14 protein-coding genes are annotated in these 15,094 nt (G+C 40.3%); all 14 read left to right on the top strand.

Annotation, left to right across the window (positions count from 1 at the left end):
- The first annotated feature begins 30 nt into the window (after nucleotides 1–30).
- The 14 genes from hemW to carB all read left to right on the top strand — a co-directional run bounded on the left by hemW (nucleotide 31) and on the right by carB (nucleotide 15,088).
- The gene (gene hemW, locus IYQ23_RS00870; RefSeq protein ID WP_195673806.1) at nucleotides 31–1,161 is read left to right on the top strand and encodes a radical SAM family heme chaperone HemW; all 1,131 of its coding nucleotides are present in this window, start codon (nucleotides 31–33) and stop codon (nucleotides 1,159–1,161) included.
- Nucleotides 1,162–1,164: 3 nt separating this feature from the next.
- Complete coding sequence (locus tag IYQ23_RS00865; RefSeq protein ID WP_195673805.1) at nucleotides 1,165–1,896, top strand: acyl-[acyl-carrier-protein] thioesterase; 732 nt, start codon at nucleotides 1,165–1,167, stop codon at nucleotides 1,894–1,896.
- Between the two features lie 22 nt (nucleotides 1,897–1,918).
- Nucleotides 1,919–2,692, top strand: a complete 774-nt coding sequence (locus IYQ23_RS00860) for a TIGR01457 family HAD-type hydrolase (RefSeq protein ID WP_049517677.1) — start codon at nucleotides 1,919–1,921, stop codon at nucleotides 2,690–2,692.
- Entirely contained in the window at nucleotides 2,682–3,320 is a 639-nt protein-coding gene (locus IYQ23_RS00855; protein WP_195673804.1) for a TIGR01906 family membrane protein, read from the top strand. Before IYQ23_RS00860 ends, IYQ23_RS00855 begins: the two co-directional genes overlap by 11 nt.
- Nucleotides 3,320–4,270 (top strand): CPBP family intramembrane glutamic endopeptidase, encoded by a 951-nt coding sequence (locus IYQ23_RS00850; RefSeq protein WP_195673947.1) that lies wholly within the window; start codon nucleotides 3,320–3,322, stop codon nucleotides 4,268–4,270. Before IYQ23_RS00855 ends, IYQ23_RS00850 begins: the two co-directional genes overlap by 1 nt.
- Nucleotides 4,271–4,348: 78 nt before the next feature.
- Nucleotides 4,349–4,771: a nucleoside-diphosphate kinase gene (gene ndk, locus IYQ23_RS00845; protein ID WP_003035659.1), complete on the top strand. Its 423-nt coding sequence runs from the start codon at nucleotides 4,349–4,351 to the stop codon at nucleotides 4,769–4,771.
- 151 nt (nucleotides 4,772–4,922) lie between these two features.
- Complete coding sequence (rapZ, locus tag IYQ23_RS00840; protein WP_003024854.1) at nucleotides 4,923–5,813, top strand: RNase adapter RapZ; 891 nt, start codon at nucleotides 4,923–4,925, stop codon at nucleotides 5,811–5,813.
- On the top strand, nucleotides 5,810–6,787 hold the full coding sequence (locus IYQ23_RS00835; RefSeq protein ID WP_021001606.1) for a YvcK family protein: 978 nt from the start codon (nucleotides 5,810–5,812) through the stop codon (nucleotides 6,785–6,787). The genes rapZ and IYQ23_RS00835 overlap by 4 nt, the downstream gene beginning before the upstream one ends.
- Entirely contained in the window at nucleotides 6,784–7,695 is a 912-nt protein-coding gene (whiA, locus tag IYQ23_RS00830; protein WP_021001607.1) for a DNA-binding protein WhiA, read from the top strand. Before IYQ23_RS00835 ends, whiA begins: the two co-directional genes overlap by 4 nt.
- Before the next feature lie 281 nt (nucleotides 7,696–7,976).
- The gene (gene pyrR / locus IYQ23_RS00825; protein ID WP_102573754.1) at nucleotides 7,977–8,498 is read left to right on the top strand and encodes a bifunctional pyr operon transcriptional regulator/uracil phosphoribosyltransferase PyrR; all 522 of its coding nucleotides are present in this window, start codon (nucleotides 7,977–7,979) and stop codon (nucleotides 8,496–8,498) included.
- A 4-nt stretch (nucleotides 8,499–8,502) separates the two neighbouring features.
- Entirely contained in the window at nucleotides 8,503–9,771 is a 1,269-nt protein-coding gene (locus IYQ23_RS00820; RefSeq protein WP_195673803.1) for a uracil-xanthine permease family protein, read from the top strand.
- 58 nt (nucleotides 9,772–9,829) lie between these two features.
- On the top strand, nucleotides 9,830–10,753 hold the full coding sequence (locus tag IYQ23_RS00815; protein ID WP_195673802.1) for an aspartate carbamoyltransferase catalytic subunit: 924 nt from the start codon (nucleotides 9,830–9,832) through the stop codon (nucleotides 10,751–10,753).
- Nucleotides 10,754–10,791: 38 nt separating this feature from the next.
- Entirely contained in the window at nucleotides 10,792–11,880 is a 1,089-nt protein-coding gene (locus tag IYQ23_RS00810; protein WP_195673801.1) for a carbamoyl phosphate synthase small subunit, read from the top strand.
- A gap of 28 nt (nucleotides 11,881–11,908) precedes the next feature.
- On the top strand, nucleotides 11,909–15,088 hold the full coding sequence (gene carB, locus IYQ23_RS00805) for a carbamoyl-phosphate synthase large subunit (RefSeq protein WP_195673800.1): 3,180 nt from the start codon (nucleotides 11,909–11,911) through the stop codon (nucleotides 15,086–15,088).
- Nucleotides 15,089–15,094: the final 6 nt, after the last annotated feature.

The following is a 15,094-nucleotide window of genomic DNA, read 5'->3' as shown; positions in this document are numbered from 1 at the left end:
ATATACTAAATTTATGCTATAATAAATACTATGTACACTAAACCAACTTCTGCTTATGTACACATTCCATTTTGTACTCAAATTTGTTATTATTGTGACTTTTCCAAAGTTTTTATCAAAAATCAGCCTGTTGATGCTTACTTAGAGCATTTGATTCAGGAGTATAGAGCTTATGATATAAAAAAGTTGCGGACGCTCTATATTGGTGGTGGGACTCCAACGTCTCTGTTCCCCACTCAATTAGAATTTTTGCTAGCAGAGCTGACGAAAAGTTTGGATTTATCATGTTTAGAAGAGTTGACGATTGAGGCCAATCCAGGTGATTTGGATCCAGATAAGATTGCTGTTTTAAAGGCTTCGGCTGTTAACCGAGTATCTCTAGGTGTGCAAACTTTTGATAATCGCATGCTCAAGCAAATTGGGCGTAGCCATTTAGAGAAAGATATTTATGAAAATATCACTAATCTCAAATTGGCTGGTTTTGACAATATCTCTATTGATTTGATTTATGCACTGCCCAAGCAGACCATGGACAACGTGCGGGAAAACGTAGCCAAGGCTATTGCATTGGACATCCCTCATATGAGTCTTTACAGCTTAATTCTAGAAAATCACACGGTTTTTATGAATCGGATGAGGCGAGGAAAGCTGCCTTTGCCTAAAGAAGACTTGGAAGCGGAGATGTTTGAGTATATCATTGAGGAGTTGGAAAAGGCTGGTTTTGAACACTATGAGATTTCCAACTTTTCTAAGCCAGGCTTTGAGAGTCAACACAATCTCATGTACTGGGACAATGCAGAATACTTTGGTATTGGGGCTGGAGCTTCCGGCTATGTCAATGGGGTTCGCTACAAAAATCATGGTCCGATTCGTCATTACTTAGAGGCAGTTGAAAAGGGCAATGCTCGTGTGAGTGAGGAACATCTGAGTAAGCAAGAGATGATGGAAGAGGAGATGTTTCTGGGCTTGCGTAAGAAGTCAGGTGTTTCTAAAAAGCGTTTTGAAGAAAAATTTGGTATTTCTTTTGAGCAGCAGTATGGTCATGTAATAACAGAATTGACTGAGCAAGGACTCTTAGTTCCTGATAAAGAAATCGTCCGTATGACTAAAAAGGGTCTTTTTTTAGGTGATACGGTCGCAGAGAAATTTATATTGGAGTAAATTATGGGTTTAACTTATCAAATGAAAATGAAAATTCCGTTTGATATGGCAGACATGAATGGTCATATCAAGCTGCCTGATGTCATTTTGCTGTCCTTACAGGTATCAGGTTTGCAGTCTATTGACTTGGGGATTAGCGACAAGGATATGCTGGAGAGATACAATCTGGTCTGGATTATTACTGACTATGATATTGATGTGATACGGGTACCTAAATTTGGTGAAGAAATGACGATTGAAACAGAAGCACTTTCCTATAATCGTCTCTTTTGTTATCGTCGTTTTACCGTTTTTGATGAAAATGATGTTGCTGTGATTGAAATGATGGCTACCTTTGTCCTTATGGACAGAGACAGTCGAAAAGTGCACGCTGTAGAGCCAAAGATTGTTGCGCCTTACGAGGCAGAATTTTCTAAAAAGTTGATTCGTGGACCAAAATATCCAGAACTGAAAGATTCGACTAGTAAAGATTATCATGTTCGGTTTTATGATTTAGACATGAATGGTCATGTCAACAACAGCAAGTATCTGGACTGGATTTTTGAAGTTATGGGTGCTGATTTTCTCATGAAACACGTTCCCAAAAAAGTTCACCTCAAGTATGTCAAGGAAGTGCGACCTGGTGGGCAGATTACCTCTAGCTATGATTTGAATGGATTAGAGAGCAATCATCAGATTTCCAGCGATGGTGATACCAATGCACAAGCTATGGTAACTTGGCAAGAAATCTCATAAGAGAAACAATAGAAAGAGAAGTATGACCTACAAAGGATATTTAATTGATTTAGACGGAACGATTTATAAAGGAAAAGACCGAATCCCAGCAGGAGAAGCTTTTGTCCATGAATTACAGCGTCGCAACCTTCCATATTTATTTGTGACAAATAATACGACACGTACTCCTGAGACTGTTCAAGCTATGTTGGCTGAACAATTTAATGTTGAAACGCCGATTGAAACGATTTATACAGCAACCTTAGCAACAGTTGACTACTTAAATGATAAAAATTTAGGCAAGAAAGTCTACGTTATTGGTGATGTAGGACTTAAGCAAGCCATTGCAGAAGCTGGTTATGTTGAAGATACGGATAATCCAGATTATGTAGTCGTGGGATTGGATTGGGAAGTGGACTATGAAAAATTGTCAATTGCTACGTTAGCTATTCAAAAGGGAGCTCATTTCGTAGGGACCAATCCAGATCTTAATATTCCAACGGAGCGCGGTCTCATGCCTGGAGCAGGATCGATTATTACTCTCATTGAAGTAGCAACTCGTGTGAAACCTGTTTATATCGGGAAGCCAAATGCAATTATCATGGAAAAGGCGGTTGAGCATCTAGGACTACCGCGGCAAGAAGTGATAATGGTTGGGGATAATTACCTGACGGACATTCGGGCTGGGATTGACAATGGTATCCCTACGCTTCTGGTGACAACTGGCTTTACGAAACCAGAAGAAGTGCCAGGCTTGTCAATCCAACCAGATTATGTACTTTCTAGCCTAGCGGAGTGGGATTTTGATGCGCACTAAACTGACCTTTTGGCTGAGTATGCTCTGCTTTTTAGCAGTGGCTATTTTGTTGACCATTTATCTGACTTGGCTGTTTTATCCTTTGGAAATTTCTTGGTTGCATTTAGAAAATCAAGTTTACCTCAAATCTGCAACCATTCAGTATAATTTCAATGTTTTGATGAATTACTTAACCAATCCATTTCAGCAAAAGCTCTCCATGCCTGATTTTCGCTCATCAGCAGCAGGTCTGCACCATTTTCAAGTCGTGAAATATCTTTTTCATCTGGCGCAAGTTGCTTTTCTAGTAACCTTACCAGCGGTTTGTTTGTTTGTAAAAAACATTATAAAAAAAAGATACCTATCTGTCTTTTCCAAAGTGATTTTAGCTATTATTTGGTTGCCTATTGTAATTGCTGGTGTGGCGCTGGGGATTGGCTTTGATGCGTTTTTTACTCTCTTTCATCAGATTTTATTTGTTGGGGATAATACTTGGTTATTTGACCCTGCTAAAGATCCTGTCATTTGGATATTACCAGAAGAATTTTTCCTCCACGCCTTTCTTTTGTTTTTTGTTCTTTATGAAGGCTTTGCTGTGGGGTTATACTTGTGGAGTCGAAAAATCTATTTGAAGAAGGAGGAAAAATGATGTCAGCCAATCAGCAAGTGCGAAAAGATGTTAGTTTATTTTCTGCTTTGTGTCTGATTTATGTCTTCGTCATGACAATGATTAGCTTAATCTATCAGACGATTGTAACCTTGTTTCAAGCGATTCGTTATCCCGGAAATCTTGAGAGAATCCAAAAAGCAACGGAAAGTTTTATGTCACGCGATGGCAGCTATTATCTAATTGCTGTTTGTGCAGGAGTATTTATCTTTTGGTTGTATCGGGACGGAAAATTATTTAAGTCTGATTTACGAACGCAGAAAAGGGTCATGACTCCCAAAACGTTTGGAATAGTTTTATCATTCTTACTTCTGGGTCAATTAGGTTTTGTACTCTTTAATCAAATATTTGAGGCAGCATTGAATATCTTTGGATTTAGCTTATTTAAAGCCATTGAATCAGCTTCCGCGGGCTCAGATAGTGTAACGATGTTTTTGTATGCAGGTTTTTTCGGTCCTGTTTCAGAAGAATTGATTTTTCGCGGGGCAGGCTTACGAACATTTGAAAAATATGGAAAAGTCTTTGCGATTTTGATGTCTTCCCTCATATTTGGTTTATTTCATGGAAATATCCCGCAGTTCTTTTTTGCAGCTTTTGTTGGAATTATCTTCTCTTATGTGACCTTGGAGTATTCAATTCTCTGGGCAATGGTTTTCCACGTTTTTAATAACTTGGTCATCGGAGATGGTTTAACTTATTTGTATTCGTTTTTGCCGGACGATATAGGTGGTCTCTTACACTTATTTATCCTGCTAGTCGGTGCAAGTGTCGCAGTAATTTTCCTGATTAAAAACAAAGCAGACATAAAAATGTATGTACAAGAAAATCGTTCATTTCCAGGGGCCTATAGGCAAGCTTTTCGTTCTGTTTGGTTCTGGATTTTTACAATCTTCATGTTTTTAACATCTTTGACCTTGATAAGTCATTTGTGAAAGAAGATTTTTGAAAGGACTTTCAACTTTCTTTCATTTATGATAAAATAAAGGTAACAAAAGAGGAGCGTGTCAATCATGGAACAAACATTTTTTATTATAAAACCAGACGGCGTAAAACGTGGCTTGGTTGGAGAAGTACTGAAGCGCGTAGAACAACGTGGTTATAAAATCGAACGTTTGGAAATGAGAACCAATATTTCAAATGAGTTAATTGATCAGCATTATGAAGCCCTATTAACGAAAGATTTTTATCCTTCAATCCGTGATTATATGACAAGCGGACCTGTTATTATCGGTGTTTTATCGGGAAGCCAAGTGATTTCAGGTTGGCGTCACATGATGGGCGCTACTCGTCCGGAAGAAGCTCTACCGGGAACTATTCGCGGAGATTTTGCACAAGCAGCTGAAGCTGGTGAAACGATTCGAAATGTTGTTCATGGTTCAGATTCTGAAGAGTCTGCCAAACGGGAAATTGCGCTTTGGTTTGGTAATCATTAAAACATAGTAGTATAAATTCGAGAGAGTACAGATAGTGATTGCTTTTGTTCTCTCTTTTTTACTATCCGAATTGTACTGGGTGTGTTATAATAAAAAGGAATTGGAAATGTTTTAATATACTGAAAATTGATTGTTTTATCAAGGAGGAGATATGTCAGACAAACAAATTCATTTGGTTATCGTGACGGGAATGAGTGGAGCGGGAAAGACCGTGGCCATCCAGTCTTTTGAAGATTTAGGCTATTTTACGATTGATAATATGCCCCCCACGCTGGTTCCTAAATTTTTGCAGTTAATCGAAACAACGCAAGACAACGACAAGATTGCTATGGTTGTAGATATGCGTAGTCGTTCCTTCTTTTCTGAGATTCAGAAAGTTCTGGATGAGATTGAAAGTAACGCTGGACTTGATTTTAAGATTTTGTTTTTAGATGCGGCAGATACAGAATTAGTTGCACGTTACAAGGAAACGCGGCGTAGCCACCCCTTAGCAGCAGACGGTCGTATTTTAGACGGGATTAAGTTGGAGCGGGAATTACTTGCACCGCTGAAAAATATGAGTCAAAATGTAGTAGACACGACCGAATTAACACCGCGCGGGTTGCGTAAAACCATTTCTGAACATTTTTCAGATCCAACGAAACTCCAATCGTTTCGCATTGAAGTGGTGAGTTTTGGCTTTAAATATGGTATTCCGCTAGATGCCGACCTTGTTTTTGATGTACGTTTTTTACCAAATCCATATTACCAACCAGAACTTCGCAATCAAACAGGACTTGATAAACCAGTTTATGATTATGTGATGAATCATACGGAGTCAGAAGAATTTTATCAGCACTTAGTGGCTCTTATCAAACCGATTTTACCCGGCTATAAAAAAGAGGGGAAATCTGTTTTAACAATTGCGGTTGGTTGTACAGGCGGTCAACACAGAAGTGTGGCTTTTGCACAACGTCTAGCAGATGATTTGGCAAGCGAATGGACCGTTCATTCATCACATCGAGACAAAGACCGCAGAAAGGAAACGGTGAATCGTTCATGAGGAGACCGAAGATTGCTGTTATTGGTGGTGGAACCGGAATTTCGGTCATTTTGGACAGTTTACGTAAGAAAGATGTAGACATTGCTGCTATTGTGACGGTCGCTGATGACGGAGGAAGTTCGGGGGAATTGCGAAAAAACATTCAACAATTAACACCACCTGGTGATTTGCGAAATGTTTTGGTAGCTTTATCGGACATGCCGCGCTTTTATGAAAAAGTTTTTCAATATCGCTTTGCGGAAGAAGATGGTGCTTTAGCTGGACATCCACTTGGGAACTTGATTATTGCAGGTATTTCCGAAATGCAGGGGTCGACTTACAATGCTATGCAGCTACTGACTAAGTTTTTCCACACGACTGGCAAAATTTATCCGTCTTGTGATACACCTTTAACGCTTCATGCTGTTTTTGCAGACGGAAGTGAGGTCGCTGGAGAAAGTCATCTTGCAGAACACCAAGGTATGATTGAGCGGGTTTATGTGACCAATACCTATAATGACCAAAAACCAACTGCTAGTCGCAAAGTGGTAGAGACGATTTTAGAAAGTGATATGGTTGTTTTGGGACCAGGGTCATTGTTTACCTCTATCTTACCCAATATGATGATTGAAGAAATTGGACAAGCTCTTTTAGAAACCAAGGCGGAGATTGCCTATGTCTGCAATATTATGACCCAGCGTGGTGAAACTGAGCATTTCACAGATAGTGACCACGTGGCTGTTTTGCATCGACATTTAGGAAAACGATTTATTGATACTGTTTTGGTGAATATTGAGGAAGTTCCTCAAAAGTATATGAATTCTAATAAATTTGATGAGTATTTGGTGCAGGTTGAGCATGATTTTAAAGGTTTGAAAAAACAAGTTCCTCGTGTCATTTCGTCTAATTTTCTTCGCTTGGAAAATGGCGGAGCCTTTCATGATGGTGAATCAGTCGTAGATGAACTCATGCAGATTATACGGGTGCGCAAATGAGTTTTACCATTAAAGTGAAAGAAGAACTGCTTGGTCTAGGCAAAAAAGATAAAACAGAATTATCTGCTATCATTAAGATGTCAGGCAGTTTAGGAATTTCTAGTCAAGGCTTAACATTGTCTATTACGACAGGAAATGCAAAAATCGCTCGTCACATTTATGAATTGTTGGCAGCTTTTTATCAAGTCAAATCAGATATTCGTCATCATCAAAAAGCGAATCTTCGTAAAAACCGTGTTTATACTGTTTTTTTAGACGAAGGTGTGGAACAAATTTTAGCCGATTTACATTTGGCAGACTCCTTTTTTGGGATTGAAGCAGGCATTGACCAAGCTATTTTATCAGATGATGAAGCGAGCCGAGCTTATTTGCGGGGAGCTTTTTTGTCAACTGGCAGTATGCGTGATCCAGATTCTGGGAAATATCAGCTGGAAATCTTGTCGGTCTATTCTGACCATGCGGAGGATTTAGCAGCCTTGATGCGAAAATTTTTATTGGATGCCAAGACAATTGAGCGCAAAAAAGGCTCAGTGACCTATCTGCAGCGAGCTGAGGACATTATGGACTTTTTGATTGTGATTGGGGCTATGGAAGCGATGACTGAGTTTGAGTCGGTCAAGGTCTTGCGAGAGGCTAGAAATGATCTGAATCGGACGAATAATGCGGAAACGGCGAATATTGCTCGAACGGTGACGGCTAGTATGAGGACCATTCACAATATTGGCAAGATTATTGATACAGTTGGTTTAGAAAGTTTGCCAGTTGATTTGCAAGAGGTAGCTTATCTGCGTGTCAATCATCCGGATTATTCTATCCAGCAGTTGGCAGAAAGTCTCAGTAAGCCTTTGACGAAAAGTGGTGTCAATCATCGCTTGAGGAAAATCAATAAAATCGCAAATGAGTTGTAGAAAATGCAAAGAAATGTGACTTATATATTATAGGTGGAATCAATTTGAGAATTTCCGTGAAAACTTTACGGTTTTCTCTTGAATGTTTTCAAAAAATGTGATATAGTTATAAAAATTAAATAATCCTTTAAATCTGTCCCGTGAGGCAGACAAGGAGTCAAAGTATAAGATGGTGTAGCACAGTGAGGCTGTTAGCAGTTTCTCTATGCTTACCTAGATTTTCTGAAGTCTCCTTGTGAAGGAGACTTTTTCTTTTATCTTTTTTATGCAGGAGGTTTTCCATGAAAACAAAAGAAGTTGTCGATGGTTTGACAATGAAACGTGCCATTACACGGATCACTTATGAAATCATTGAGCGCAACAAAGAGCTAGACAAGATTGTCTTGATTGGTATAAAAACACGGGGTGTTTACATTGCACAGCGGATTCAAGAACGATTAGCGCAACTTGAAAAGATTGATGTACCTATCGGTGAGTTGGATACCAAACCATTCCGCGATGATTTTAAAGTGGAAGAAGATACAACACATGTTCCTGTTGATATTACAGACCGCGAAGTTATCTTGGTAGATGATGTCCTCTATACAGGACGCACCATTCGTGCTGCTATTGATAATCTAGTTAGCTTGGGACGTCCATCACGCGTGAGCTTGGCTGTTTTAGTAGACCGTGGGCATCGTGAGTTGCCGATTCGAGCAGATTATGTTGGAAAAAATATTCCGACAAGCCGAACAGAAGAGATTATTGTAGAAATGGTAGAACAGGATGGTCAAGACCGTGTCTTGATTACGGAGGAGTTATAAGAAAATGAGTCAAGATGTGAAATATGATGTGCACGATATGCCAAAACCTGGTTTGCTTGTAGGATTGTCCTTTCAGCATTTGTTCGCTATGTTTGGAGCGACGGTTTTGGTTCCAATTCTGGTTGGAATTGACCCAGCAGTTGCCTTGTTTTCAAGTGGTCTTGGAACATTAGCGCATTTAACAGTTACTAAGTACAAAGTTCCAGCTTATATGGGGTCTAGTTTCGCTTATATTGCAGCTATGCAAATGTTGATGAAAACAGACGGTATCGCAGCAGTCGCTCAAGGTGCCATTACAGGTGGTTTGGTTTACTTCATTGTAGCTCTTATTGTGAAGTTCGTTGGGAATGCTTGGATTGATAAGATTTTGCCGCCAGTTGTGGTAGGACCAATCATTATGGTCATCGGACTAAGCCTAGCAAGCACAGCTGTAAATGATGTCATGCTAAAAGACGGTAAATACAATTTAACTTATTTCATCATTGGAATTGTCACTCTCTTTGCAGTCATCCTCTTTAATATCTATGGTAAAAAGATTGTTGGAATTATTCCCGTGCTGTTAGGCTTGATTGTCGGATATGTCTTCGCGCTCATTCTTGGAGCGGTAACAGGAGAAGAAATTATTTCCTTTGCAAAAGTCTCTCAAGCTTCATGGTTCCATGTCCCACCTATGCATCTTCCTTTCTTAGACTATAATGTAAAATTTTATCCAAGTGCGATTTTAACAATGGCTCCAATTGCATTTGTAACTATGACAGAGCACTTTGGTCATGTCATGGTACTGAATAGCTTGACCGGAAAAGATTTCTTTAAAGACCCAGGATTAGATAAAACTCTTGCCGGAGATGGCCTTGCACAAGTTATCGCTGGGATTTTCGGTGCGCCACCAGTAACGAGTTACGGTGAAAATATCGGTGTGATGGCTCTCAACAAAATCTATAGCGTCTATGTGATTGCAGGAGCAGCAGTGCTTGCGATTGTGATGAGTTTTGTTGGGAAAGTTTCTGCCCTCTTGCAATCCATTCCAAGTCCCGTTCTTGGAGGAATTTCCATTGCACTCTTTGGAGTGATTGCTTCTAGTGGATTGAAAATTTTGATTGAAAAACAAACGGACTTTGACAATAAGAAAAATTTGTTGATTGCTAGCGTAATCTTAGTCGCAGGGATTGGCGGCTTAACGCTTCAACTTTCAGGTCTGCAAATTTCAGGGGTTGCCTTGTCAACCGTTCTTGGTATTGTACTCTATCTTATCTTGCCTGAACCTAAAAATTAGTTTGAATTCTTAATTTTATTGAAAGAAACGCTGTATCTAATAAAAGGAGAAATACACCATGTCATCTAATCAAATCGCTCTTAAAAACGTTGTCTCTATGGAAACTCTTACCAATGAGGAAGTCTTAAGTTTAATCAAACGTGGCATTGAATTTAAAAATGGAGCAAAAGCTCATTATGATGAACAGCATATTATCGCTAATCTCTTCTTTGAGCCCTCTACGCGAACACATAAAGCCTTTGAAGTAGCGGAATTAAAGCTAGGTTGTGACCTGTTGGATTTTGATTCAAAGACCAGCTCTATCAACAAAGGAGAGACCTTATATGATACGATTTTAACCATGTCAGCGCTCGGAGTGGATGTCTGTGTCATTCGTCATCCAGAAGTGGATTATTACAAGGAATTAGTCGAAAGTCCAACGATTACAACTTCAATTGTGAATGGTGGTGATGGCTCTGGACAACATCCGAGTCAAAGTTTGCTGGATTTGATGACCATTTATCAAGAGTTTGGGCATTTTGATGGCTTGAAGATTGCGATTGCAGGTGACTTAGACCATTCGCGAGTGGCGAAGTCAAATATGCAAATCTTGAAGCGTCTGGGTGCAGAACTTTATTTTGCAGGTCCAGAAGTATGGAGAAGTGAAGAATTTGCAGATTATGGGCAATTTGTCACACTTGATGAAGTCGTTGACCAAGTGGATGTCTTAATGCTTCTGCGCGTGCAGCACGAACGTCATGCTGACGATTCACTCTTTTCAAAAGAAAATTATCATAGATTGCATGGCTTAACTCAGGAACGATATGACAGACTGAAAGATACAGCCATCATCATGCATCCAGCTCCAGTCAATCGCGATGTTGAAATTGCAGATCATCTGGTAGAAGCTCCAAAATCACGGATTGTAGAGCAAATGACCAATGGTGTATTTGTCCGTATGGCAATTATTGAGTCTGTTTTAAATGGACGAAAAGAGCAATAGACACTAAGGTATTGCTGTAAGAACAAACGGAGGGGAAAATGGAAAAACGCTTGTTAATTCTGGAAGATGGTACAGTATTTGAAGGAGAGGCATTCGGGGCTGATATAGATGTGACTGGAGAAATCGTCTTTAATACAGGTATGACCGGTTATCAAGAATCTATTACAGATCAATCATACAATGGGCAAATTTTGACCTTTACCTACCCGTTAATCGGAAATTATGGAATCAATCGCGACGACTATGAATCGATCACTCCCACTTGCAAGGGAGTGGTCGTTTATGAATGGGCACGAAGGGCAAGCAATTGGCGTAATCAGATGACCCTAGACGAGTTTTTAAAAGTCAAAAAAATTCCAGGAATTGCTGGTATTGATACGCGGGCATTGACGAAAATCATTCGGCAGCATGGAACGATGAAAGCAACGATAGCCAATGTAGGCGACCAAATGGTGCATCTGCAAGATCAGTTGAAGGCGACCGTTTTACCGACTGACAATATCAAACAAGTCTCAACGAAAACGCCATATCCAGCACCGGGTTCAGGTCCTAGTATTGTGTTAGTTGATTTTGGATTGAAACATTCGATTCTTCGTGAATTGGCGGCACGCAATTGTAATGTGACGGTTGTGCCTTATGACACAAGTGCAGCAGATATTCTCCACCTTCACCCTGACGGTGTCATGTTATCCAACGGTCCAGGTAATCCAGATGATGTACCGCAAGTGCTAGACATGATTCGAGGGATTCAAGGTAAAATTCCTCTTTTTGGTATCTGTATGGGACATCAACTTTTTTGTAAGGCTAATGGAGCGCAGACTTATAAAATGAAATTCGGTCATCGCGGTTTTAATCATGCTGTCAGAGAGATTGCGACAGGGCGGATTGATTTCACCAGCCAAAATCATGGCTATGCTGTTAGTCCGGAAAATTTTCCGAGTGAGTTGTTGATTACACATGAGGAAATCAACGATAAATCTATTGAAGGTGTGCGGCATCGATTTTTCCCTGCTTTTTCAGTGCAATTTCATCCTGATGCTGCACCAGGACCGCATGATGCCAGTTATCTCTTTGATGAGTTTATGGAAATGATTGATGCTTTTAAACAACAGCATAGTTCATTGTAATCAATGGATTAGGAAATAGGAGAAAAACATGCCAAAACGTACAGATATTCAGAAAATTATGGTGATTGGCTCTGGTCCCATTGTCATTGGACAGGCTGCTGAGTTTGATTATGCAGGAACGCAGGCTTGTTTGTCTTTGAAAGAAGAGGGCTACACGGTCGTTTTAGTTAATTCCAACCCTGCAACGATTATGACAGATAAGGAAATTGCTGATAAGGTTTATATTGAGCCAATCACGCTGGAATTTGTCACAAGAATTTTACGGAAAGAGCGACCAGATGCACTTCTACCGACTTTGGGTGGGCAAACAGGTCTCAATATGGCAATGGAATTATCTAAAGAAGGTATCTTGGATGAACTGGGTGTCGAACTTTTGGGAACCAAGCTGTCGGCTATTGACCAAGCTGAGGATCGTGATTTGTTCAAGCAGCTTATGGAAGAGCTGAAACAGCCTATTCCGGAATCTGAAATTGTAAATACAGTTGAAGAAGCAGTGGACTTTGCAGCGAAAATAGGCTACCCAGTCATTGTTCGCCCAGCCTTTACCTTAGGGGGAACTGGAGGCGGAATGTGTGCCAATGAGGAGGAATTGCGAGAGATTGCAGAGAATGGGCTGAAATTATCTCCGGTGACTCAGTGTTTGATTGAGCGCTCTATTGCTGGTTTCAAAGAAATTGAGTACGAAGTTATGCGCGATGCAGCTGACAATGCTTTGGTGGTCTGCAATATGGAAAATTTTGATCCAGTAGGTGTACACACAGGCGATTCCATTGTCTTTGCACCAACGCAAACTATTTCGGATTATGAAAATCAAATGTTGCGGGATGCTAGCTTGAAAATTATTCGCGCTCTAAAAATCGAAGGCGGCTGTAATGTTCAATTGGCATTGGATCCACATAGCTTTAATTACTATGTCATTGAAGTCAATCCGCGCGTGTCTCGTTCGTCTGCCTTAGCTTCTAAAGCTACAGGCTACCCTATTGCTAAATTGGCTGCAAAAATCGCCATTGGCTTGACGCTAGATGAAGTTATCAATCCGGTCACAGGCACAACTTATGCCATGTTTGAACCGGCTCTGGATTATGTGGTGGCTAAAATTCCACGTTTTCCTTTTGATAAATTTGAACATGGAGAACGTCATCTGGGAACGCAAATGAAAGCAACAGGAGAAGTCATGGCTATTGGACGTAATATCGAAGAAAGTTTGCTCAAAGCCTGTCGTTCTCTGGAAATTGGTGTTGATCATAATGAAATGCCAGAACTAAATCTAGTGGCAGATGATGATTTACTGGAAAAGGTCGTCAAAGCTCAGGATGATCGTCTTTTCTATATATCTGAAGCAATCCGCCGTGGCTATGATATCGAAGAAATTGCAAAACTAACCAAGATTGATTTGTTCTTTCTGGATAAATTACTTCACATCCATGAATTAGAGCAGAAGTTAATGACTCATATTGGAGATGCAAATCTGCTTAGACAGGCTAAGCAAAACGGCTTTGCAGATACTAAATTAGCTCGGCTTTGGAAAATGACAGCAGAAGAAATACGTCAATTTCGTAAAGAAGAGCGGATTCTTCCAGTCTATAAAATGGTTGACACCTGTGCAGCTGAGTTTGAATCAAGCACACCATATTTTTATTCTACTTATGCTTTGGAAAATGAATCAATCAAGTCAGACAAAGAATCTGTTCTGGTGCTAGGTTCTGGACCTATTCGGATTGGTCAAGGAGTAGAATTTGACTATGCGACCGTGCACTCGGTCAAGGCCATTCAAGCAGCGGGCTATGAAGCTATTATTATGAATAGTAATCCTGAAACGGTCTCAACAGATTTTTCGGTTTCTGATAAGCTTTACTTTGAACCCTTGACTTTTGAAGATGTCATGAATGTCATTGAACTAGAAAAACCTAAGGGAGTTATCGTTCAGTTTGGTGGACAAACCGCTATCAATCTAGCTGAACCATTGTCAAAAGCTGGTGTGAAAATTTTAGGTACTCAAGTGGCTGATCTTGACCGTGCAGAAGATCGTGATTTGTTTGAACAGGCTCTTAAGGATTTGAATATTCCGCAGCCACCAGGTCAGACAGCGACGAATGAAGAAGAAGCGGTAGCAGCTGCTCGTAAGATTGGTTTTCCTGTTTTGGTTCGTCCGTCCTACGTTCTGGGTGGTCGGGCTATGGAGATTGTCGAGAATGAAGCAGATCTTCGTTCTTATATGCGAACTGCTGTCAAGGCTAGCCCTGATCATCCGGTGTTGGTGGACTCTTACATTGTCGGTAAGGAATGTGAGGTAGATGCTATTTCAGACGGTCGTCAGGTCTTGATTCCAGGGATTATGGAGCATATTGAACGGGCTGGAGTTCACTCAGGTGATTCTATGGCTGTTTATCCTCCGCAAACCTTATCTGCTCAAGTGCAGCAGACTATCGCCGATTATACTAAGAAATTGGCTATCGGACTTCACTGTATCGGTATGATGAACATTCAGTTTGTCATCAAAGATGAGAAGGTTTATGTCATTGAGGTCAATCCTCGTGCTAGCCGGACGGTGCCATTCTTGTCGAAAGTGACAAATATTCCTATGGCACAGGTGGCAACTCAACTGATTTTAGGTCAAACTTTGGCGGAGCTAGGGTATGAAGACGGTCTTTATCCAGAAAGCAAACAAGTACATGTAAAAGCGCCAGTTTTTTCCTTTACCAAGTTAGCCAAGGTAGATAGCCTTCTTGGTCCTGAAATGAAATCGACAGGTGAGGTTATGGGAACAGATGCAACTCTTGAAAAAGCTTTATACAAGGCTTTTGAAGCTTCTTATCTACATCTTCCAAACTTTGGCAATGTTGTCTTTACGATTGCAGATGAAAATAAGGAAGAAGCCCTCACATTAGCGAAGCGTTTTGCAGCGATCGGATATAGCATTCTAGCAACACAAGGCACAGCGAAATTCTTTGAAGAAAATGGTGTTTTGACGCAATTGGTTGAAAAAATTGGTACAGATGATCATAATGATATTCCAGCCTTTATTCGCAAAGGTAAGGTTCAGGCGATTATCAATACAGTCGGAACAAAACGAACAGCAGATGAACACGGTCAGGCTATCCGTCAATCAGCCATTGAGCATGGAGTGCCGCTATTTACAGCACTTGATACAGCTAATGCAATGCTAAAGGTCTTAGAAAGTCGTAGCTTTATGACAGAAGCAATTTAGAGCGGT

The sequence above is a fragment of the Streptococcus sp. HF-100 genome, assembly GCF_015594635.1.
GTDB classification, from domain to species: domain Bacteria; phylum Bacillota; class Bacilli; order Lactobacillales; family Streptococcaceae; genus Streptococcus; species Streptococcus vaginalis.
Note: the sequence above shows the minus strand (reverse complement) of the source record. Positions and strands in the feature narration are given on the sequence as shown.